Raw genomic sequence first — 22,859 nt, forward strand, 5'->3', positions numbered from 1 at the left:
CTACTTTTTAGTAACATATCATCCGATTGCCATAAATAGCTTTAGCTACCCGCTCAGTTCATTATACTTTATAAAAATCTCTTCTGCTTACTTCCATATACTTCTATGTATATCGAGGTCCGATAGTTTTGAATTCCACTCTAGAGTTTAAGAGGGATTAACAACCCTCTCAATATATATTATATCAAATTTTATATATTTAATACATTCATTTTTTAATTTTTTATAAATATTTTTCCTTAAATCCTCTTCCTTTAACTTCAGTTACATCATTAACCGATATAAATGATTTCTTATCATATTTTAATGAAATTTCTTTTATTTTAGGTATTTCATTTGACGCAACTATACAGTATATAATTTTTTTCCTCTCATGAGTATAAGCACCTTCAGCGTCTAGGAATGTAACTCCTCTGTGTAATCTATCCATAATATCTTTTGCGATTAATTCACTTTCTTTTGATATAACCATTACAGACTTTTGATAATTCATTGCATCTTTTACAGAATTCATTGCATACGCACTTAAAAACATAGCAATAAGAGTATATAATGCAAGTTCCATTCCAAATAATGCTCCACCTACTAAAACAATGATAATATTTATTGAAAGACTTGTGTCTTTCATAGGTATATTCTTTTTAAACTTTAATATTGCTGCTATTATATCTGTTCCACCTTGAGATGATTTAGTTTTAAACACAAGTCCAGTTCCTATACCTGACATTACCCCTCCATATACACTTTGAAGCAATATATCCTTTATCGGTATAAACTGGCCTACATTTTGAGTTAATCCAAGTAATATCGAAAATATTATCATATTTATTAAACTATAAATACAAAATTGTTTTTCAAGATATATGAAACCTAAAATAAATATTGGTATATTTATCAAGAATGTTAAAAGTCCTATATTTATGTCTGTTAAGTAGTTTATAGCTGCTGACGCACCAGGCACCCCTCCACTTAATAAATGTGCAGGTCTTAAAAAACCATTTATCCCTATACATGCTATTGTCATTCCTATAATTATGACAAAGTATCTTAAGAAAATATTGTCTTCTAGAGTGGTGTTAACTTTACTCATTTTTTTCTCCCTTCAAATATCTCTACACATATATTTTTTGTGTAGTATTTTTACACCAGATTTATTAATATACTTTGTATATTTTTAATACATCATCTATTATATTATCTTTTTTTTATATGTCTAGTGAATTTTTAGGCGAATATTTTCCATATAAATTTCTACTGTATTGATTTTTGGATATAATATATTATTTTCTACCAGTAAAAGAAAAATCTATAATACATCTTGCAATATAATAAAAATTTATATCTCATTTAATATTCATATACAATTATTTGAATTTCAGTAATTATATACAAACAATATACCTCATTATAATTATTTTTTTTATTTAAAATTCATTAAAATGAAATTAATATTTTATTTATTTCACTCTATGAATTTTAAATTTAATTTATTTTATTTTTTATATTAATCTTTTATTTATTTTATTTTTTATATTAAGTTTATTATAATTGGAATTAGTATCACAGTAATTATTCCTGATATCCCTATTGATAGTCCACTCATGGCACCTTCCACTTCTCCCAGTTCTATAGCTTTTGAAGTACCTAATGCATGTGCTGAAGTACCTAAAGCTATACCCTTAGCTACAGGATTATTTATTTTCCCTAATTTAAAGATTGTAGGTGCAATTATAGCGCCTAATATACCTGTTAAGATTATAGCTACAACAGTTATAGCTTCCACACCATTTATTGTATTCGTAAGGGAAATCCCCATAGGTGTTGTTATAGATTTCGGTATTAGAGAATTTATTATATCAATATTAGCATTAGTTAAGCTTCCTATTATCTTTATAGATATAAATGATACTACTACACCACAACCTATACCTATAACTATTTCTAATATATACTTTTTAAATAATTCAAATTGCTTGTATAATGGTACAGCTAATACAATCGTTACAGGACCTAAGAAGAAGTTTATACTGTCAGCTCCTTTTTTATAATTTTCATAAGGTATTTTTGTTACACTTAAAAATAGTATAATTCCAACAATTGAAACTAACAGTGGATTCATAATTGGACTTTTAGTTTTCTTTTGTATATATATACCTAAATTAAAAAATAAAATCGTTAATACTAGTCCAAATATTTGTGTGTCTAAAATGTTATACATGATTAATTCTCCTTAGCTGTATTTTGTATCATTTTTTCAACTATAATACCTGTTACATACATAACTATAGCTGTACTTAATGCTATATTTATCACAATAACAAATATGTTGTCTGCTATGAGGTTTAATGAATTTATTAATGATACTCCTGCAGGTATAAAAAATATAGCCATATTATCTAATAGAAAGTCACTCAACTCTTTTATACTTTCTATTTTTATAACCTTAAACTGTAAAAGCAAAAATAATAACAATATTCCAATTATACTTCCTGGTACAACTACTATATTCTGTATAAATGAGCTAACATACTCTCCTACACCCCATACTCCAAGTATTAGAGCTAGTTGATTGAATATCTTCATTTTGTCCTCCTTGAAAATAATTTTGTGTATTTTACGTCTGTTCGTCAAAAAATTAAAGGGAGATTTTTCTCCCTTTTCTCTTATATATTACTACTTAAATAAAAAATTTTCAAATTTTAATTTATAGTATTAATTTTCCATATCTATCTATATAATTATTATTATTTCCTTGTATAACTTGTGCATATCCGTCTTCAAAATCAGATATAGAGTCAAATACAGGAATTATTTCTATATTTCCTGATTTATTTAAAAATCCCCACATTCCACCTTTAGGAGTGCTTATTCCTCTTGTTAAAGAGTTCGATCCTATATTAAACCTAGCTAATCCTTCTTTAAAATTACATGCATAATCAAATATAGGGTCTATTACAATATCCCCTTGCTTATTTATATATCCCCATTTATCATCTATGCATACTGCAGCTAGGCCTTCATAAAATGATTTTGCTCTATCAAATAACAAATCAATCTTTAGGTTCCCACTTCTATCTATATACCCCCACTTATCATCCACCCTTACAGCTGCAAAACCTTCTGAAAAGTCTGTTGCTATATCATAATGAGGAGAAACTATAACTTCTCCATTCTTATTTATATAACCATACTTATTTTTCAATTCAACTAATCCTCTTCCTTCAAAAAATTGATTTACATATGTATATACAGGAGATATAACAATGTCTTCATTTTTATTTATGAACCCCCACCTCTTATTAATTTTAACACCTGCTAATCCCTCTTTAAAATTAGCAGCTGAGTCAAATTTAGGTCTTATAACCTCTCTTAATGATGTATCTATATATCCATAATTATCATTTATTTTTATTCTTGCTAACCCTTCATTAAACTCTGATGCGCTATCTAAATGAAGAAATATTTGTATATTACCACTTTGATCTATATATCCAAAAACCCATCTTATCGACTTTCTTATTTTTTTTATATAAGTAACTACACAATACCCATCTCTAAACCTTTCTGATACATATTTGAATCTTGGTTTTATTATAATATTTTTATCTTTGTCTATAAATCCATACTTACCATCTCTAAGTACTGGAAGAAATAAATCTTTCTCTATCATACTTAGCCCCCCCTACTAAATAATAAACGCATAGTATCGTTATTATATTTTATTATCTTATAATATATGCTCTGCTTATTCTTTTAGTAGTATTATTTTTATTTACATTATTCATCACAAATTTTATTATTCATATAATTTATAAATTCTTGGTAAATAAAAATAACTATCTTTAAGTATGAAATTTAAACACACTAAAAATAGTTATTTATTAAATAATATATCTATTGTTCTTTTAAAATAGCTTTTACTTTTGAGTTATTATACATACTATCTGGAACTTCACTTCTTAATCCATAAAATGTACTTTTAGCCTCTTCTAATTCTCCATTATTGTAGTATAACATCCCTAATTGATAAAATGCATCATCATAGTATTGATCTTTTGATGTATATATATTTATATACTTTTTATAATATTTTATAGCTTCATCTTTATTTCCTAATTTTTCATTTAATGAAGCCACTTCATATATTGATTCTGATATATATTGTTTACTTTTACCTGAATCTATAACATGTTTAAAATTTTCTATTGCACCTTCATAGTCTTTATTTTTCTTTAATTTTAAACTTTCGCTATATAACGTTGCTTCATCTGAAACCAATACTTGAACTTCTTTTTCTTCATTTTTTACTTTATCTAATTCTTGGTCTTTTTGTTCTATTTTTTGTTCCTTTTCATCTAATTCTTTTCCTGCTTCATCTAGTTTTTGTTCTTTTTTAACAATTTGAGAATTTAACTCTTCTATCTTATTCTTATTCTCAACAAAATACGCTCCCATACCTAAAACTATGCAACCAATTAATACATAAGGTATTCTATTTTTTTTATTTGATCTTTTTTTAACCTTTTTCTCTTCTTGTTTATCTGAGCTATTGACTTCTTCTTTTTCTTCAGATAAAGCATTGTCTTTATCAACTTCTCTAAGCTTTTGTAAATAAAGTTCCCTTTTTTTTACATTTCCTAATTTATCATATAGTAACGAAAGTATAATATATGGTTCAATTAAATAAGGGTCCTCTTCTATCATATTGTCTAATATGTGTATAGATTCATGATTTAGTTCTTCATTTATAAATCTAATCGAATGGTTGTATCTCCCTAAAAATACATTGAATTCATCTGAAGAAAGCATATCAACATATTTTCTAGATAGTTCATTGTTTCCGTAGCACATTGCAGTATAAAAACTTTCAAATGACTTAGAAAAGTCACATTTTAATAAAGTTAACAATCCTTTTAAATTTAAAATATCAACATCTTTAGGGTTAATTTCTAGCGCTTTCTCTACAGTATAACAAGCACTAGTTATATAGTTTTTATCTGCTAATTCAAGAGCATTATTATATCTATTATATGATTCTATTTTTAGTTCTTTTGATGTATCATCTGAGTTACTGTTTAAAGCATTTTGTAAATTTAATATAGTTTCTTCTTTATAGTTAGTTGTAACATAGCTTTGTTTCAATACCTTTAACGTTTCATTGGTTTCTTCTTCTTCTATATTAAAAAAAGTTAAATCACTTTTATTTTCTTCTATCAAAGATATATCTAGAATTTTTCTAGACATTTGCTGTATATCTTTTTTAATATTTTTTCCTAAAATATTAATCGCCTCCCATTTTCATTTATATATCTAAGATAACATATTTAATATTTTAAGTCAAAACTATACATTTTTTGCTATTTTTATATAATTTACTTGCATATTAAAAGAGGGGTTATCTTATATTTTAAGAGACCCCTTTAATATTTCTAATTTAAGTTATTCCTATCTCTTCACTAATACCTAATATCAAACTTCTTTATTTTCCTATATAAAGTTGCTATTCCTATATTAAGTGCATCTGCTACTTTTTTCATCCCTTCTGTATTAGTTCCATATTTGCTTATAGCATTTTCAATAGCTTCTTTTTCTAATTGTTCAATAGTTTTAATTTCTTGATTATATAGTTCATTTAGTTTAAAAGATATTAAATCAGACATACTATTGATAAAATCTATTAGTTCTTCGTCTTTAGAAAGTATTTTATTTTTTTGAACTTCATTAAATGCTGCAATTCCTAAAACTCCAACTATACAATTTTCAAATTTAACTGGTGTACATATATCGGCCAGTTCTTTGCAATTTAATTTATTACAACATTGATTGCATTTTTCTTCTAGCTCTTTATTTATCACATAGGGTTTACCTTTTTTAAGTACATTATAATATATAGTTTTTTCGGGTATTTTTTCTCCTATTTTTTCTTTAAATATTCCCGTCCCAGCTATTCTAGTTAAATCTTTGCTTACTAAGGTAACATCTACCTCAAGTATACTAGATATATTCTCACAAACGCTTTGAATATAACTTGTTATCTCATTTAAATTCAAAATAATACCTCCTAATATATTAATACACTTTAAATCATTTTTATTTTACTGATGGTACTTGAGGATTTACACCCTCTGGTTTATTTTCTGTCGGTTGTGTCACTGGAGTCTCCGGTTGCGTCGGTGGAGTCTCTGGTTCTGTCGGTGGTACATCCGGTGTCACTGGCGGTTGTTCTGGTACTGTAGGAGATATTTCAGGTTTTACTGGTGGTTGTTCTGGTTTACCTTCCATAGTTCCAATTGCTATTACTCCTTGCTTCTTTGGATAATATGATGTTGCTACCTTTTCTTTTTTCATAACTTTGCCATCAGTATCTATATATAGTCTATATGTAGATACTGTATATCCATTTCTTCCCGATTCTAATTGTTTTTCTTCCCCTGCTGGTATTGTTGGATCTTCCACTTTTTTTATAGGTGCCACCGATACCCCGTCGGTACTAGTAGATATTTGTATATTTTGTTTGTCTTTTAAACTTCCATATATTTGGCACGTTACAACATTTCCAGATACATAATTCTTAATATACACAGGATATTTTAGGTTGTTCTTAAATACAAAATCTATCCCTCCATCTGTTACTGTTGCATCTCTTCCCATAGATACATAACTAGATGGTATTGAGTGATTTTTTATATTAACTAATTCTAACCCTGCATATAATACTGAATTATATAATGTAGATGAAACTTGACAAATACCTCCACCTACTCCCTCTTGAACAACACCTTGTACAATTACTGGAGCATTTTTATAACCATTAGATAAATTGGTTTCACCTATATGCTCATTATAAGAAAATACCTCTCCTGGCATTAGTAAAACATCACTTGATTTACTTGCTGCTAATCTAATATTACTGCTTCTTCCTGCTATTGAAGAATTAAATTTAGTGGCGTAATTTCCTAATAACGTATTTACCTCTTGTAATTGATCTTTCTTTATATTAGGTTCTACCTTAGTAACTACTAATTCTTCCTTTTTATTTCCTTTTTCAAGCTCTCTTATAATATTTTTTATGCTTTCTTCTATATTTACATTTAATCCACTATTTCCATCTTCTACTTCTATTGATGATCCATTTACGTTTATACCTGCATCTTTTACTTCTAAATTTATTTCTTTTGATATATGCTCTACTGATTTTTTTAATTTTTCTTCATTGTAGCTTATATTTATTTTTAAATTATTTTTTTTACCTAAACTTGATTTCACAGTTTTATCTACATTATTTATGAATGATTTCCCTCTATTTGTACTATAAGCTCTTTCTACAGTTTTATCTAAGTTATAAGATAAATCAACATCTTTATTATTTATACTCCATTTTTTATTTAAGTAAGTAACTTCTATATTTTCTAATTTATAATGTTGCTTTAATTCTTTTTTAGCTTCCTTTTTACTTAAGCCACCTACATTAATTTCATTTATATATGTGTTTTTTAGTATTTTGTCTCCACTTACCTGTAATCCTATACATCCCATGAATAATATTATTATCATCCCTAATACTATACCCACACCAATATATGTTTTTTTTCTTGTATTATTCATTTTTGTATCTCCTTAATTTCAAATTAGTTATATTATACTTAGATATAAATTTAATATATCCTTTTATAATGCATTGAATTTTAATATTTGATAAGTTTTTTATATATATTTTGTATAATAAACATATATATGCACTCATTAATATCTAAATTTATAATGCTATATTATAAATTAAAGCATTAAAGCGTGTTAAAAACACGCTTTAATACTCACTAATCTTATCTTCTGATATAATATATATTTTTTCAGTATACATATTTATAATATAAACTTGTTTTTCTTTAAATATGCCTTTATTCACTAATTCATAATAATATAAATCTTTATTTTTTCCTAATGTTTTATCTAAACTTTCTTTATTTTTTATATATCTATTTGCCTTTTCTTTAGATATTTCTGATATTTCTTTATATTTATCTCCATTTTCATTAAGCTTGTTACTCAATATAAATTGAGCTTTTTCTTTACTTATAGTAAATTGTATTTTCCCATCTCCAATAGACCTAAAATATCCATTCGAATACTCTGTTTTATAGTCTTTATCACTATCTTTATAAGAATAAATTTCTTTAGTTTTAGCATTTATTAAAACTTCATCTATTAAAGTTTCATATTCTAGAACTTCTACATAATAATATTTCTCACCATCTATCATCTGATAAAATGAATTTATGGATAAAGTATCTTTGATTTTTCCATTTTTTGTTGATATTAAATTTATTATATCATCAGATGATAATGTATAAAGAGATAATTTTTTCTTATATTCTTTTTCTAGAGATAATATATTTTCGTCTTCTTCATAATACTTTTTTAAATACTGTATATATTGTAATGCTTCTTCAAAATTTCCCATTTCACCGGATTCATCAGATTTTTGTATATAATAGTCATGCATATCTTCTATACATTTTTTTTTTTGTTCTTGCGCTAAATCATAATATTTTTTATCTTTTTCTAATACTTTATCATATCCTAATATAGCTTCATAATACATACGATTGTTTTCGTTTTTGTTAGCCTCTTCATATATTTTTCTAGATTCATAAATTTCTTTTATATTATTTTTGTATATGTCTAATTCATGTGTTATTCCATTTAAAGTAGACGCTAAACTCATATATGATAGTACTATATCATAACTTATATTTTCATTTTCATACATTTCATTTACTCTTTGTGCTTGATCCACTATCCTTTGTAAGTCTATCTCTATAGTACTTAAAACATTTATAGTATTTATAATTCCTATATAATGTTCTTTTGTTATTTCTTTATTTATATATTTATCTCCACTTTCAAGAAGTAACTTATTTATTTTTTTTGAAATAGATTTATCAAATCTCTTAAGTTTAGCTTCTGAAAACTGTGACTTATAATTCTCATAATTTTCAAGAGCAATAGAATATTTACGTTGTTCTATATTTTTAAATAATGTATTAGATTCTTTTTCTATACTAAATTCATCACTACTTACTAAAAATATAATCATTAAGATTATTAATCCTAGCATTGATAATGAAGCCCCTATTATAATTTTTTTATGTATATCTATAAAATCTACACATTTATCAAAGGATTCCTTAAAATTCATTATCTTTCCCTTCCTTAATTTTAGTAATTTATTTATACTATAAACTTCTTTATATTATATCATATATATACATTATTAACCATATAATCCAATGACACTCATTCCTTTTCCTCAATAAATTTAAGAAAATTTCGTTTGTTTTTTTATGGTATTTTGATAATGATAGTATAAAACTATTAATTACCTTAAGGCGAAATAATGTTTTTTAAATTTACATCATAATAAATATAATACTTATATCATCATAACTAGTAGATTGGCTTAATTGATTTAAATATTCTTTATATCCTTTTTTTAATATTCTTCTGGAAAATACGCTTCTATTATAATTTTTAATAGTAGTATCTAGACTTTTATATAATTTTTCATCATCCTTAAAGCTATTTTCATACCCATCTGTAAATAAAATTATGGTATTTACCTTTGACTCACTTATATCCTCTATATGATACATAATATTTTGATATGAATCGTATCTACCAAGCGAATCTACAATAGTTTTGTTTTTTGTATTTATGATTTTTTTGAAAGTCCCATCATCTTCACTTACTACATTTCCATCTCCTATTTTTAAATATAATCTAAATTTTTCAGTTATTAAAGTTGAAATTAATGTAGTTGAATACTTCAAGTATTCGGTTTTAAAAACTACTGGATTACTTACTTTATAATTTTCATCTACTAAATACATCCATCTTTCATATATTTTTTTTTGTATAGTCTCAGTTTGTAATTGTTCTAATATATTCTCTTTAGGTATATCTATCAACTCCTCAAGTATTTCTATTGCACTATGACAAGCTAATTTAGAGCCAGTATCACTATATTTGAAAAATTTACCACTATGACCATCTGCAACTGTACATATTATCGCTCTATCTAAGATTTTATAATCTAAATAATCTTGAGAATTGAAATTTTTCAAGATATTTTTATACCCAACTACACTACTTTGAAATATTTTGTGATCCATAAATAATATTTCCTCCTCCATAATTTATTTCTACTTATTTTCTATTATAAATAATAGAAATTTATAACAAAAAAAACACAGTTATCACTGTGTTTTAAGTTAAAAGTACTTTTATATGTATTATGATATTTTTCTTTTAGTCTGAGCAACTTCTCTGCAGTTGTCTCTTTTAACCTTACTAGGTACCGAACTTTTACTTTTTTGTATTTTCTTTTTACTAAAGAATATTTTTTTATAATTAAATAATACTAATCCAAATGTTAAACCTACAGTTAATCCTGTAAATATCATTAAATAATAATTTAATCCGATAAATACTCCCATCACAGCATTTACTATTATTAATGTGAACGTTAACAATAAGCAGATCACACTCGACATAATTAACACCCTTAAGATATTTTTCAACTTTCTTAGGACTTTCTTCAATTTTTTCACCCCATATAATAACAAATCTTTACATTTAATTCCTTACTTAACTATAACAAATATAATGAAAAATAGCAATTAATATTGATATTTTTTGTTGGAATTACTACTAAAATGTTATTTTATTCTACGTAACATTAGTCACCATAATTTAATACAATAAGAATAGGTAATATTTTATTAAATTAAGGGGTGATATATATGCCATGTCTGCCAAGTTTAGGATCAAAAACTCCTAATTTTAAGGCTAATACAACATTTGGACCTATTGAACTATCTGACTATACTGGTAAATGGGTTGTTCTATTTTCTCATCCTGGTGATTTTACACCAGTTTGCACAACAGAATTTTTGTGTTTTGCTAAATACTATCCGGAGTTTCAAAAAAGGAATGCAGAATTAATTGGGCTTAGCATTGATAGCAATAGCTCCCATTTAGCTTGGGTTTATAATATTTTTTCTCTTACTGGAGTTGAAATACCTTTCCCTATTATAGAAGATAGAGATATGACAATTGCTAGATTATATGGAATGATTTCAGAACCTATGAGCAATACTTCAACAATTAGATCTGTATTTATAATCGATGATAAACAAATTCTAAGAACTATACTTTACTACCCTCTAACTACAGGTAGAAATATTCCTGAAATACTAAGAATTATAGAAGCTCTACAAACAAGTGATAGAGATAACGTTGTAACACCAGCTAACTGGTTCCCTGGAATGCCAGTTATACTACCTTATCCTAAAACTTACAAAGAATTAAAAAGTAGAGTTAAGAACTGTGATAAAAACTGTACATGCGTAGATTGGTATCTTTGTTTTGTTCCTGATAAAAATTTAGAAATTTCTAATGATAATAATTGTATAGACTGCATTGCTTATAAATCTAAATCCTCTAAAAAAAGCAAAAATTATTCTCGACCTCAAATAACAAATATAAAAAGTCAACCTGTTGATATTTCATATTGTCCTGATGTAGCTCCAATAGTTATGGAGTATGTCTTAGGTAATCCAAGAAATGTTGACTCTACATTTTTAGATGCTGTTATTTATGCATTTGTAGAAATAAATCCTGACGGTACATTGTACGTTCCTACACCTAAGTATTTAAATCAATTGCTAAATCTAAAAACTGAAAAACCAGACTTAAAAGTAATAGCTGCTATAGGTGGGTGGGGAGCAGATGGTTTTTCTGATGCAGCTTTAACTCCAGCTTCTAGATACAATTTTGCTAGACAAGTTAACAAGTTAATAAATCAATATAAATTAGACGGCGTAGATATAGACTGGGAATATCCTGCTGTTAGTGCAGCTGGTATAAAATCTAGACCTGAAGATAAAGAAAACTTTACACTACTTCTCACTGCTATAAGAGATGTTATTGGTAATGATAAATGGTTAAGTGTTGCTGCTACCGGCGATAAAGCATATATAAATAAGAGTGCTGAAATAAATAAAATAGCTCCTATTATAGATTATTTTAATCTTATGAGCTATGACTTTACTGCTGGTGAAACTGGCGAATCAGGTAAAAAACATCAAGCAAATTTTTATGATTCTGAATCTTCTTTACCTGGATATAGTGTAGATCTTTGGATTAAAAATTTAGAAACAGCTGGAATGCCTGTTTCAAAAATTTTATTAGGTATTCCTTTTTACGGAAGACTTGGAGCTACAATCACTAAATCTTATGACCAACTTAGAGAAAATTATATAAATAAAAATGGATATGAATACGTTTTTGACGAAAAAGCTCAGGTTCCTTATCTTGTAAAAGAAGGTCAGTTTGCCATGTCATATGATGATCCTCTTTCTATATATTTAAAAGGTCAATATGTACTGAAAAATTGCTTAGGAGGAATATTCTCTTGGACATCAACTTATGACCAAGCAAATATATTAGTTAAAGCTATGAATGATAGTATAAATGACCCTGTATTATTTAAAGAAGAATTAAAAGGTATCTATGGAGATTTGGTAGAATTTTAATTTTTACAATATTTAAAAGTCTTGCAATTTATTGCAAGACTTTTAAATTCCTATAGCTGCTTTTGCTAATTTATCAGCTTCTTCATTATATTTATCACCACTATGAGCTTTTACTTTAACAAATTTCACATTTAATTTATCTTTTATACTATCATAAAATTTCTTATATGCTATTGTTCCTTCTTTGTTGGCCTTCCATATCCCCATGCACCACTTTTCAATTCCTTCATAATCAAAGTATAGTGTTAAATTTTCTATTTCATTACTTATGCAATATGCCATTGCAATTTTTGCAGCTTCAATTTCTCCTGCTACATTTCTCATACTTACAAGTGATTCATCTTGTCCTTTTATACTATATGTTTTTTCAACAATATTATTTTTTAATATAACTACCCCTGATCCAAAAGCTCTAATACAATGTTCATAACTTCCATCTACATATGCTTCTACAGAACTTTCTAAGTTTTTAAACTCTATAACTTTTATGCCTTCTACATACTCTTTTGCTTCATCTAAAGTTGTGAAGCTTTTATATTCGGCTCCCGAAAATCCATTGACTTGTTCCTTACATTCATTCCAAGTATTATATATTCCTATTTTTTTTCCTTTTCTTACAGCATAAAATTTTTTCTTACTCAAATAGATCACTTCCTTACAATTATTTTTCCAATTAACATAATAAATATTTTATCCTAAAAGCATTGATTTTAAAAGGTTTATTTGATTTTACAATATTCTATTAAATGTAGTGTTTTTCGATTTCAAACCATTTATTTCTTGATTATTTTTTAAATATAGAGTATGATTTATTTAATAAATAAAATATCGGATATAACTAATGGTAGAGGTCGCATTGTTAATAAGTAATTTTGTGGAGTTAAGCACGAAGAAACAAAATGAAAGGTAACTATGCCGAAATGTATAAGTGATGCTTTAAACTTATATATTGGGGTCATATAAAATATATATGACACTGTCACATAAATATGTGGAGTACTATCTTTAGATTAAGTTTTTATTCAATTTTTAAATTGAATGCTTAAGTCTAGGGTAACTTCTTACCCTAGACTTTTTTTAATCTTCAATTTCTCCTTAGCACTATATTCGACATAAATTATAGGAGGATTTTTATGACAACAATGACAACAAAAAGTAAAAAACAAGCAACTTTATTAGATGCAATTTTATGTATAGGGTTTTTAGTTGCAGTTTTAGTAACATGTTTAGTAGTTTTAAAAGATTATGAAATATCGGCTCATGTTCCGCTTGTAGCAGGAGCGATTTTTGCAGCATGTGTTGCTGTATTTAGATTAGGATTCACTTGGAAAGAATTAGAAGATGGAATTTTATCCACAATAAATACCACTATGCAAGCAATACTTATTCTTTTAGTAGTTGGTATGTTAATAGGTACTTGGATTCTTGGAGGTATAGTTCCATCTATGATATATTGGGGACTTAATGTTTTATCTCCTGGTATATTTTTAGTAGCAACTACAATTATATGTTCAATTGTTTCTATTTCAACTGGTTCATCTTGGACAACTGCCGGAACAATCGGTATTGCCTTACTTGGTATAGGTAGTGCTCTTGGTATACCTACTCCTATAATAGCAGGGGCTATTATATCTGGTGCTTATTTTGGAGATAAAATGTCTCCATTATCAGATACAACAAATTTAGCTCCTGCCATGGCTGGGACTACTTTATTTGAACATATTAATCATATGTTATATACAACTATACCCGCGCTTTTAATATCACTTGTGCTGTATGGGATAATTGGTATGAAATATGCGGGTAGCCAAATCGATACCTCTCAAATAAGCCAAATACAAAATACTTTAGTTAATAATTATACTACTTTGTCTCCATTACTACTTCTAGTTCCTGTATCTGTTATAGTAATGGTAATATTTAAAGTTCCAGCAATACCTGGTCTTATAGCTGGAGTTATACTGGGTGCTATAGTTTCTGTAGTGTTCCAAGGCGCTTCTATAGCCGATGTATTTGTAGTTGCTAAGAGTGGATATGTTTCATCTACAGGAATGGACTTTGTTGATGAACTTCTTACTCGTGGTGGTCTAGATAGCATGTTAGGAACAGTTTCTTTAATGCTTTGTGCTTTAACTGTTGGAGGTATATTAGAAAAAACTGGAATGTTAGAAACCTTAGCAAAATCTATTTTAAGCGTTGCTAAAGGAACTTTTGGTTTAATCGCTGCAACAATATTCACTTGTATAGGAACTAATTTAGCTGTTGCTGATCAATATTTAGCTATCGTTATACCAGGAAGTATGTATAAAGATGCCTTTATAAAGCAAGGTTTATCTCCTAAAAATTTATCTAGGGCTTTAGAGGACAGTGGTACAGTAACTTCTGCTCTTATTCCTTGGAATACTTGTGGAGCTTATATGTCAGCTACTCTTGGAGTTGGATCATTTGCATTTTTACCATTTGCATTCTTAAACTTACTTTGCCCTTTAATTTCATTATTCTATGGTGCAACAGGAATAACAATTGCAAAACTTTCTGATGAAGAAAAAGAAAGATTAGAAATTGCTTCTTAATAAATGTAATAGCGTTGTTTAATAATAACAACGCTATTTTTTAATTCTAAGGAAATTATACTTTATTGTCTCATTATTATAAATACCATATATGCAATGTAAATTAATACAAGAAACAAACCTTCTACTTTATTGATACTTTTCTTTGTGGTAGCAAGTATATAAGTTAGTACAGTTACAATTATCATAATAAGCATATCTGTAAATACAATAGAATGAACTTGTATATTGCTTACTGTTGATGATAAACCTAATATAAATAGTATATTAAATATATTTGAACCAACTACATTCCCTATAGCAATATCACTTTCTCCTTTTCTAGCCGCAACTACGCTAGTTACAAACTCAGGTAAAGAAGTTCCAATTGCAACTATAGTAAGACCTATTAAATTTTCACTCATCCCCCATGCTATAGCTATATTACTAGCAGAATCTACTACTATTTGACCACCTATAAGAATACCTACAATTCCCAATGCACTCATTAGAATACTTTTACCCATAGAAATATCTTCTTTTGCTTGCTCTATATTCATTTCTTCTTTAGATGTAATGGCCATTTCAATTAAATAGTACATAAATATACCAAATAAAGCTAATAACATAAGACCATCTGCTCTAGTTAATAAATTCTCATTATATCCCTGAAATTTTATGTCATGTGATAATATCATTAAAACTACCACTGCTAATGTCGCAAATGGAAACTCTTTTATTATAGTACTTTTTTGTACTTTTATCGGATTTATCATCGCTGCGATTCCAAGAACTCCTAATAAATTAAATATATTCGATCCTACTATGTTGGCAATTGCCATGTCATTATTTCCTTTTAATGCAGCAGTTATACTAACTGCTGCTTCTGGAGCACTAGTTCCAAATGCTACTATAGTCAAGCCTATTATTAATGTAGGAACTTTGAAAATCCTAGCTATAGATGAAGAACCTACTACAAACGTATCTGCTCCTTTTATAAGAAGTAAAAAACCTATTATCAGTAATATATAACTCATATAAACCACCTTTCTTATTCTTTTCGTTTTTATTTAAGTATTTATATAGTTATTCTTTATAAAATATGTAAATCTTATTCAAAATATACATATATCAATGTCTAAGTCTTTCTTTAGGTATTAAATAACTTTGATTAAAATACCTTATTTTTAAGACTTCATTTTCTAAATAAACAACATTACTTTTTATATATCTATTTTTCATTTCTTCATTCATAAAATTTTCTATATTTTTCATATTCATATTTTCGCTGTACTTCAATAATTTTATAATATCTATCAAAGCTTCATTCATTACATTTTTTCTACACATATATAAATGGCTATTCATATAATCTTGTATTTTATCTTTACTCATAAGATTTATCCTACATCCATGTAAATCTCTTTCTAGTTTTTTTAGTGTATATAAATTAGTCCCTGTATTAAAAATTATAAAGCAACCATAATCATATTTACTTCTTAAAAGTCTTCCCATAGCTTGTTTAACTTTTATAGCCATTTGTGGGTAATTTATAACATGATAAGGTAAATTATATTTTTTCATTATAGTTGAATATAATGGGTCTTTAGGATTTAAATTTGGTATTTTATCTAAAGTAACACAAATCAATCCATCTCCAGGTACGTCTACTCCTTCAAAGCATCCTTTTGACCCTAATACAACACACTTTTTATTTATGTCTTTTAAGTATTTAATACCTTTTTTATTCATATAGACTTCTGTATTTTTCCTATGTAAATCATCTATAAGATTTTCATAGGTCTTCTCTAATCTATCTTTACTATTAAATAAAGATAGTAAATGTCCCTGGGTTATTTGAGATATATTCCCTATAGCACTACTCATTTCTTTAGGAAACTCGTTATTGCTATAATTACATAAATCATTTAATCCAATTATAGAAACTCTATTTTTATAATCATATAAAGGTTCTATTATCTTTTCTATATTATCTACTCTATTTATACCTAATGTTTTTTTAAAATAATCCATACTATTTTCTACGCTTAAGGTAGCTGATAAAAATATCGCACTTTCTACTTGAGCTAGTATATTTTCTTCAAATAATTCTGCTAGCTTTAATGGAACTACTCTAATCTCAAAATTTGTATAGTCTTTGTCTATTTCTACTATTCTTGCAAAATCATCATCTTTGCTGTATTCCATAAATAGTTCAAATGTTATTTTTATATCTTCTAGTTCTTTTATTCTTGCTTTCCCAAATTTATATACATCTGATTCTTTATCTATACTATCATCATCTAAATTTCTATCTATTATAACTAGTATAGATACTAAGTTTCTTATTATACTTTCGCAACTCATTTTTATTTGTTGACTATATTTGCTATATTTTAATTCAATAATTTCATTATTCTTTCTTATTTTTCCTGCAATCTCATGCTCTTGTAAATTTAATTCCCACCTTAAATTGTATTTACTTATATTTTTATAATCTGAATTAACCCCAAAATTTAATATATCCTTCATTTTTTCTATTACAAAATTTATATTTCTACTTATCTTATCTTTTATATTTCTGTCAAAATGTACATGATGATAAAATTTATCAAATGGTTTTATTTTTCTATTTTTATTAGAGTTACCATATGCAAATGCACTATCTTGCATATTTTCATATGGGTATATTTCTCTTAAGAAATAATTTAACATTTTGTAATCTATTACACTTGAAAAGAAATCATATCCTTTTTCTGCTAAGTTATGGCCTTCATCTACTATTATATGTTCTAATGGTTTTTCTTCTTTGTAAGGCCATTTTGCTAGTAAGGAGTGGTTTATAACTGTTATGTCTTCTTCTTTTAATTCTTCTGTTCTCTTTTTATATAAACAATCTTTAAAGCATTTTTTAGGTCTGCACAAATTAGGATCACACACTACATATCTTAAATGAGTATTTATTTCCTCAAAATGATTTAGTATCCAATAATTTATTTCTTCTATATCACCATACTCACCTTCTTCTACTAACCTTTCTAAAATTATAATTGCTAAGATTTCATTTATAGATGGATTTTTAATTGTATAATCCTTTTTATAATTTTCTAGTTTTTCTACACATATATAGTTATTTTTTCCCTTTATATAGCCATAACTTACTTTATTATTAAGTCCTAGCGAATTTAGGACATTAGGAATATCTTTATTTATTAACTGGATTTGTAATTCTTTTGTATCCGTAGATATAACAACTCTTTTATTATATATTCTAGATTCTAAGATTGCTGGCAGTAAATATCCAACACTTTTGCCTATTCCAGTAGGTGCTTCTATACAAGCAATTTTGGAACTCCCCGAGTTACCTTTAAATGTCTCTCTTATAGTCTTAGTTAATTCGTATTGACCTGGCCTATATTCATATATAAAACCTTCTTTGCTAGCCCATATATCTTTATCCTTTAGTAATTCTTCATAGCTTTTATTATTTTGAATAATCTTTTTTAAAACTTCTTTTTCCTTTATATTTTCCTTGATTTTAAAATTGTTTTTTTCCTCTATAAATACTTCTTTAATATAATCATCTTCTTTATAATCTGCATTTTCTATTAACTCACTCCATTCCCATTTAGGAAACATAAATTTATTTAAATATGAGTTTATTTTGAATGTTAATGGTTCTAATGTAGACTCTTCTTTCTTTTTTAGTCTCATTATTAATGAATTAACAACTCTTAAAGTATCTATTGAGTCAGATAAAGCCCTATGCTTTTCATTTTCTTTATTGTTTGTTAAGTACTTTTTTAAATAGTCTAGGCTATATTCCTTATGATAAGGCTCTAATATAGATGCTAATTCCATAGAATCTATGATTTTATTTTTAACTTTCGGTATATAATAGTTTAAAAATTTCTTATCAACTGAAGCATTGTGGCAAATAATGATATCATCTTCGATAAAATTTAAAAATTTATCTGAAGCTTGTTTTAAGGTAGGTGCATTTCTTAAGTCTTGTTGCTCTAACCCACTACACAATGAGTATATTTCTATTGGTATTTCTTTGTCATTTTTTATCAGAGTAGTAAATGTTTGTATCTCTCTATTATTTATCTTAATAGCACCAATCTCTATTATTTCAGAATTAAATGGATCTAAGCCCGTTGTCTCTATATCTAAATATATAACATTATCTAAAACACTTATAACTGTATCAGGCAATGTATTTATGAATTCTTTCATTATTGTATTCCTTTCAATGATTATATCTATATATAAATTTGTAATTACCTTATTTAGTATACATAATTATATGATAAGTTTGTGCAAAAAGTAAAAGTATATTTTTAAATTAGGTTTTTAATTTAAGAGTATATTTTTACTTTATTTATAGAAACTATATATAGGTTAGCATTATCATTTTTAATTTTACAACTTACTAGAGGTGATGTTATGAATAACAGAAATTCCAGAACTTATTTTATTATAGGATTTTTTGTACTTGTATTTGGTGTATTGGTTGGAACTAATTTTCATATGATTAATAAATCAAAAACCCAAATATTAAATCAAAATCTTAGTACTCAAGAATATAGCTGGTACTTTAATCCTAGAAATGATGGCAAACAACCTTATCCAATAAAAGAAGCTAACTTTTTTAAAAATTATAGCTCTTACTATATTGGAGACCCCAATGAAAAGGTAATATACTTATCTTTTGATGCTGGGTATGAAAATAATACTACCGAAAACATACTTAACACTTTAAAAAAGCATAATGCTAAAGCTCAATTCTTTGTAGTAGAAAGCTACATAAGAAATAATCCTGATTTGGTTAGAAGAATGGAAGAGGAAGGCCATTTAGTTTGTAATCACTCTAAAAGTCATCCCTCTATGGCCCAAATTACAGATCTTGATAAATTTAAATCAGAACTTCTTAGCGTAGAAGAAGCCTATAAAGAAGTCACAGGAAAAGATATGCCAAAATATTTTAGACCTCCTATGGGTAAATTTAGTGAACAATCTTTAAAATATACTCAAGATTTAGGTTATAGTTCAATATTTTGGAGTTTCGCTTACGTAGATTGGTATAATGATAAGCAACCCACTCATGAATATGCAAAAGAAAAGATATATTCAAGAACTCATCCTGGTGCTATAGTTTTACTTCATCCAAACTCTAAGACTAACACAGAAATACTGGATGAAGTACTAACTCATTGGGAACAAGAAGGATATAAATTGAAAACATTAGATTACTTAGTAAAAAACAATACTAAAAATTAATTCTAATAATAAAAGATATAGGATACCAATCTAGTATCCCTATATCTTTTATATATTTATTCATGCATCAAGTAACACACTTCTCCCCTTAAACTCCGCTACCCAATATGGTTTATAGATACTTTTAACTTCTTTTATCTTAATATTTTGCAAGTTAACTTTATCTATTGAATTACCTCTAGATTTTTCTCCTAAAAAATTCATTATTTCATTTTTTACACCTTCTATCATGTTCTCTTCTCCTATTTTGCATTTTTTTATATAACTTTTAGTAACATATCTTCTTGTTGTAATTGGTATGGTATCAATAGATTCACAATACCCATTATAAGTATTTACTATCATAGTTATATAATGTGTTTTTATTTCATGTCTAAACATTTTATTAGTTTTTTCCTTACTTACTACTTCATAATTTAGTACCTTTAATTCTATGTATTCTAGATGTATATCACTTACTACTGTATTGAATTGTGAAACTTTGCTCATTAACGGCATTTTATTTAATATATATTTTAAAGCTTCTTTTTTACTTTTACTTATCTCAATTGCCTCTATTTTCATAGTACCCTCCCATGGCGAGTTTTCCTCTTTAGTAAATTATATTAAATCACCCTCTAATTTCATGTATGTAAACATAAAAAATACATAACCTAATTATTATATTTTTATATTTAGAGAAATTATATTTAATTTTTTCTTTAAAAATATGATTTTCGTATCTATTTAGTTTTATCAATTGACCTGGTTTAAGTATGTTAATACCTAATTAAAGAGAATTTTTATATAAAAGGACTGATTACATATGTCATTTAAAACTATTTCAATATCATTAATAATATTATTAATATTAGTTGGATTCAGTAAAATTTCATTAACCGAATTAAAAAAAGATAGCTTTTTACATGAGAAAACTTTAGAAGCTACCGCTGTAGATATTAATTCCCCAACTATAAACTCTACGTCTCCATCTAAATGTGAACAGTATATAGTTTCTAAACCTACTATAAAAGTTAATTATTCTGATGATAGCAACATAGATACTTCATCAGTGAAATTATTTGTAAATTATCAAGATGTCACTGACAAGGCCACTATATCAGAAAATGAAATTTGGTATACTCCCGAAAAAAAATTTAAGAGAGGTACTCAAATAGTAAAATTAGAGGTTATAGATTTATCACCAAATAAAAATGCAACTTCTTTTGAATGGTATTTTGTAGTTGGAACACCTATTTATAACCATTATAGAGGTCTACTACATTCTCATACAAGCGCTAGCGATGGACATGGTACTTATAGTGATGCCTATTACTTAGCTAGAGATAAAGCTAATTTAGATTTTTTTACTATAACAGAGCATTCTAATATGTTAGATAACAATCTTGAGTGTAATATAGAAAATGCATCCTTTAGTAATGAATGGAATGATCTTATAAAAAAAAGAAATATGTTTACTTCAAATGGAGAATTTATAGCTCTTAATGGATTTGAAATGACTTATCCTTATAAAATAAATGATCCTATAGGCCATATAAATATATTTAATTCTGAGGGATTTGTTTGTGCAGAACTACCTGATATGAATTTAGATAACTTTTATAGTTTGATTTATAATCAAGATAATTTAATAGGTCAATTCAACCATCCATGTGATAAATTCGGTAAATTTAATAATTTAAAATATTCTCCCTATGGAGATTCTATAATTTCTTTGATAGAAGTTGGCAATGGATATAATAGTGATATGAGTAAAAATATAAGATCTCATGATATGTATCAATTAGCACTAGACAATGGATGGCACTTAGCTCCTACTTGCAATCAAGATAATCATAGAGTTGATTTTGGTATAGCCAATGAATTTAGAACAGTTGTTTTATCTACTGATTTAACTAAAGATGGTTTATACGATGCTCTAAAACATATGAGAGCTTATGCTACAGAAGATAAAAATATAAAAATAGACTATACAATAAATGATTTACCTATGGGCTCTACAATAAGTAAAAGCTCTAAGCTTAGATTTTCTATAAGTGTAATTGATAATGATTTTGAAGATAAAATTGAAGAAATACAAGTCATAAGTAATAAGGGAGAAATAGTAAAAATCAAAAACTTTAATTCTAATCTAGCAAAATTAGAATTTACTACTAAAACCATAAAAGATAAATTCTACTACGTAAAGGTAATTCAAAAAAATGATAAAATTTCAGTTACCGCTCCACTATGGGTGAAATAATAGGTATTTATTAAATACAAAAGGGTAGGAACTAATTATAATAGTTCTTACCCTTAAATAATCCGCACATTTATATTTATATGCCTTGACACATAATTCGTATATATAGTATTAAATAAATTAATATCTATATTCATTATTATGCTATATTTACTATTTTTGCTACTTTTTAAATTAATTTTTTTT

18 protein-coding genes and 1 riboswitch are annotated in these 22,859 nt (G+C 26.5%); of the genes, 4 read left to right on the top strand and 14 right to left on the bottom strand.

All coding sequences use genetic code 11. From position 1 onward, the window contains the following. Positions 1–223 precede the first annotated feature (223 nt). The 10 genes from AC11VW_RS06770 to AC11VW_RS06815 all read right to left on the bottom strand — a co-directional run bounded on the left by AC11VW_RS06770 (position 224) and on the right by AC11VW_RS06815 (position 10,553). Positions 224–1,090 (bottom strand): YitT family protein, encoded by an 867-nt coding sequence (locus AC11VW_RS06770; RefSeq protein ID WP_484300641.1) that lies wholly within the window; start codon positions 1,088–1,090, stop codon positions 224–226. A gap of 438 nt (positions 1,091–1,528) precedes the next feature. Further along, positions 1,529–2,218 carry an LrgB family protein gene (locus AC11VW_RS06775; protein WP_484300642.1) on the bottom strand — a complete coding sequence of 230 codons (690 nt, stop codon included), beginning with the start codon at positions 2,216–2,218 and terminating at the stop codon, positions 1,529–1,531. Positions 2,219–2,220: 2 nt separating this feature from the next. Beyond that, positions 2,221–2,583, bottom strand: a complete 363-nt coding sequence (locus AC11VW_RS06780; RefSeq protein WP_484300643.1) for a CidA/LrgA family protein — start codon at positions 2,581–2,583, stop codon at positions 2,221–2,223. Between the two features lie 121 nt (positions 2,584–2,704). Then, the gene (locus AC11VW_RS06785) at positions 2,705–3,670 is read right to left on the bottom strand and encodes a WG repeat-containing protein (protein ID WP_484300644.1); all 966 of its coding nucleotides are present in this window, start codon (positions 3,668–3,670) and stop codon (positions 2,705–2,707) included. Positions 3,671–3,894: 224 nt separating this feature from the next. Continuing rightward, positions 3,895–5,244 carry a tetratricopeptide repeat protein gene (locus tag AC11VW_RS06790; protein WP_484300645.1) on the bottom strand — a complete coding sequence of 450 codons (1,350 nt, stop codon included), beginning with the start codon at positions 5,242–5,244 and terminating at the stop codon, positions 3,895–3,897. Between the two features lie 212 nt (positions 5,245–5,456). Next, positions 5,457–6,050: a helix-turn-helix domain-containing protein gene (locus AC11VW_RS06795; protein ID WP_484300646.1), complete on the bottom strand. Its 594-nt coding sequence runs from the start codon at positions 6,048–6,050 to the stop codon at positions 5,457–5,459. Between the two features lie 40 nt (positions 6,051–6,090). Next, positions 6,091–7,605, bottom strand: coding sequence for a VanW family protein (locus AC11VW_RS06800; RefSeq protein WP_484300647.1), 1,515 nt, complete (start codon positions 7,603–7,605; stop codon positions 6,091–6,093). 202 nt (positions 7,606–7,807) lie between these two features. Next, positions 7,808–9,199, bottom strand: a complete 1,392-nt coding sequence (locus AC11VW_RS06805) for a UbiD family decarboxylase (RefSeq protein ID WP_484300648.1) — start codon at positions 9,197–9,199, stop codon at positions 7,808–7,810. A gap of 211 nt (positions 9,200–9,410) precedes the next feature. Further along, positions 9,411–10,172: a protein phosphatase 2C domain-containing protein gene (locus AC11VW_RS06810; protein WP_484300649.1), complete on the bottom strand. Its 762-nt coding sequence runs from the start codon at positions 10,170–10,172 to the stop codon at positions 9,411–9,413. A gap of 120 nt (positions 10,173–10,292) precedes the next feature. Then, a complete protein-coding gene (locus AC11VW_RS06815) occupies positions 10,293–10,553 on the bottom strand; it encodes a hypothetical protein (RefSeq protein ID WP_484300650.1) in 261 nt (86 codons plus the stop codon). 249 nt (positions 10,554–10,802) lie between these two features. Here AC11VW_RS06815 and AC11VW_RS06820 point away from each other — a divergent pair, with 249 nt between their 5' ends. Beyond that, positions 10,803–12,596 carry a peroxiredoxin gene (locus AC11VW_RS06820; protein ID WP_484300651.1) on the top strand — a complete coding sequence of 598 codons (1,794 nt, stop codon included), beginning with the start codon at positions 10,803–10,805 and terminating at the stop codon, positions 12,594–12,596. 42 nt (positions 12,597–12,638) lie between these two features. On the opposite strand, the gene AC11VW_RS06825 is transcribed toward AC11VW_RS06820, so the two are convergent. Then, a complete protein-coding gene (locus tag AC11VW_RS06825) occupies positions 12,639–13,247 on the bottom strand; it encodes a ribonuclease H1 domain-containing protein (protein ID WP_484300652.1) in 609 nt (202 codons plus the stop codon). A gap of 186 nt (positions 13,248–13,433) precedes the next feature. Beyond that, a riboswitch (Lysine riboswitch) is annotated at positions 13,434–13,606 on the top strand. A gap of 132 nt (positions 13,607–13,738) precedes the next feature. Here AC11VW_RS06825 and nhaC point away from each other — a divergent pair. Further along, positions 13,739–15,169 (top strand): Na+/H+ antiporter NhaC, encoded by a 1,431-nt coding sequence (gene nhaC, locus AC11VW_RS06830; RefSeq protein WP_484300769.1) that lies wholly within the window; start codon positions 13,739–13,741, stop codon positions 15,167–15,169. Between the two features lie 62 nt (positions 15,170–15,231). Here the strand turns inward: nhaC and AC11VW_RS06835 are convergent, their stop codons facing one another. Both AC11VW_RS06835 and AC11VW_RS06840 read right to left on the bottom strand, forming a co-directional pair. Then, positions 15,232–16,185 (bottom strand): calcium/sodium antiporter, encoded by a 954-nt coding sequence (locus AC11VW_RS06835; protein WP_484300653.1) that lies wholly within the window; start codon positions 16,183–16,185, stop codon positions 15,232–15,234. 94 nt (positions 16,186–16,279) lie between these two features. Continuing rightward, positions 16,280–19,387, bottom strand: a complete 3,108-nt coding sequence (locus AC11VW_RS06840) for an exonuclease domain-containing protein (protein ID WP_484300654.1) — start codon at positions 19,385–19,387, stop codon at positions 16,280–16,282. 210 nt (positions 19,388–19,597) lie between these two features. Between AC11VW_RS06840 and pdaA the strand changes: the two genes are divergently transcribed. Then, complete coding sequence (gene pdaA, locus AC11VW_RS06845; RefSeq protein ID WP_484300655.1) at positions 19,598–20,431, top strand: delta-lactam-biosynthetic de-N-acetylase; 834 nt, start codon at positions 19,598–19,600, stop codon at positions 20,429–20,431. 60 nt (positions 20,432–20,491) lie between these two features. Here pdaA and AC11VW_RS06850 read toward each other — a convergent pair whose 3' ends face one another. Next, positions 20,492–20,995, bottom strand: a complete 504-nt coding sequence (locus tag AC11VW_RS06850; RefSeq protein WP_484300656.1) for a hypothetical protein — start codon at positions 20,993–20,995, stop codon at positions 20,492–20,494. A gap of 241 nt (positions 20,996–21,236) precedes the next feature. On the opposite strand from AC11VW_RS06850, the gene AC11VW_RS06855 reads away from it, so the two are divergent. After that, positions 21,237–22,673 carry a CehA/McbA family metallohydrolase gene (locus AC11VW_RS06855; RefSeq protein ID WP_484300657.1) on the top strand — a complete coding sequence of 479 codons (1,437 nt, stop codon included), beginning with the start codon at positions 21,237–21,239 and terminating at the stop codon, positions 22,671–22,673. Positions 22,674–22,859 lie beyond the last annotated feature (186 nt).

It is taken from the genome of Romboutsia sp. (assembly GCF_056995035.1).

Coding starts and splice junctions, on each gene's coding strand:
- AC11VW_RS06770 (WP_484300641.1), bottom strand. CDS start 1,090: ATGAGTAAAGTTAACACCACTCTAGAAGACAATATTTTCTTAAGATAC.
- AC11VW_RS06775 (WP_484300642.1), bottom strand. CDS start 2,218: ATGTATAACATTTTAGACACACAAATATTTGGACTAGTATTAACGATT.
- AC11VW_RS06780 (WP_484300643.1), bottom strand. CDS start 2,583: ATGAAGATATTCAATCAACTAGCTCTAATACTTGGAGTATGGGGTGTA.
- AC11VW_RS06785 (WP_484300644.1), bottom strand. CDS start 3,670: ATGATAGAGAAAGATTTATTTCTTCCAGTACTTAGAGATGGTAAGTAT.
- AC11VW_RS06790 (WP_484300645.1), bottom strand. CDS start 5,244: ATGTCTAGAAAAATTCTAGATATATCTTTGATAGAAGAAAATAAAAGT.
- AC11VW_RS06800 (WP_484300647.1), bottom strand. CDS start 7,605: ATGAATAATACAAGAAAAAAAACATATATTGGTGTGGGTATAGTATTA.
- AC11VW_RS06805 (WP_484300648.1), bottom strand. CDS start 9,199: ATGAATTTTAAGGAATCCTTTGATAAATGTGTAGATTTTATAGATATA.
- AC11VW_RS06810 (WP_484300649.1), bottom strand. CDS start 10,172: ATGGATCACAAAATATTTCAAAGTAGTGTAGTTGGGTATAAAAATATC.
- AC11VW_RS06815 (WP_484300650.1), bottom strand. CDS start 10,553: ATGTCGAGTGTGATCTGCTTATTGTTAACGTTCACATTAATAATAGTA.
- AC11VW_RS06820 (WP_484300651.1), top strand. CDS start 10,803: ATGCCATGTCTGCCAAGTTTAGGATCAAAAACTCCTAATTTTAAGGCT.
- nhaC (WP_484300769.1), top strand. CDS start 13,739: ATGACAACAAAAAGTAAAAAACAAGCAACTTTATTAGATGCAATTTTA.
- AC11VW_RS06835 (WP_484300653.1), bottom strand. CDS start 16,185: ATGAGTTATATATTACTGATAATAGGTTTTTTACTTCTTATAAAAGGA.
- AC11VW_RS06840 (WP_484300654.1), bottom strand. CDS start 19,387: ATGAAAGAATTCATAAATACATTGCCTGATACAGTTATAAGTGTTTTA.
- pdaA (WP_484300655.1), top strand. CDS start 19,598: ATGAATAACAGAAATTCCAGAACTTATTTTATTATAGGATTTTTTGTA.
- AC11VW_RS06850 (WP_484300656.1), bottom strand. CDS start 20,995: ATGAAAATAGAGGCAATTGAGATAAGTAAAAGTAAAAAAGAAGCTTTA.
- AC11VW_RS06855 (WP_484300657.1), top strand. CDS start 21,237: ATGTCATTTAAAACTATTTCAATATCATTAATAATATTATTAATATTA.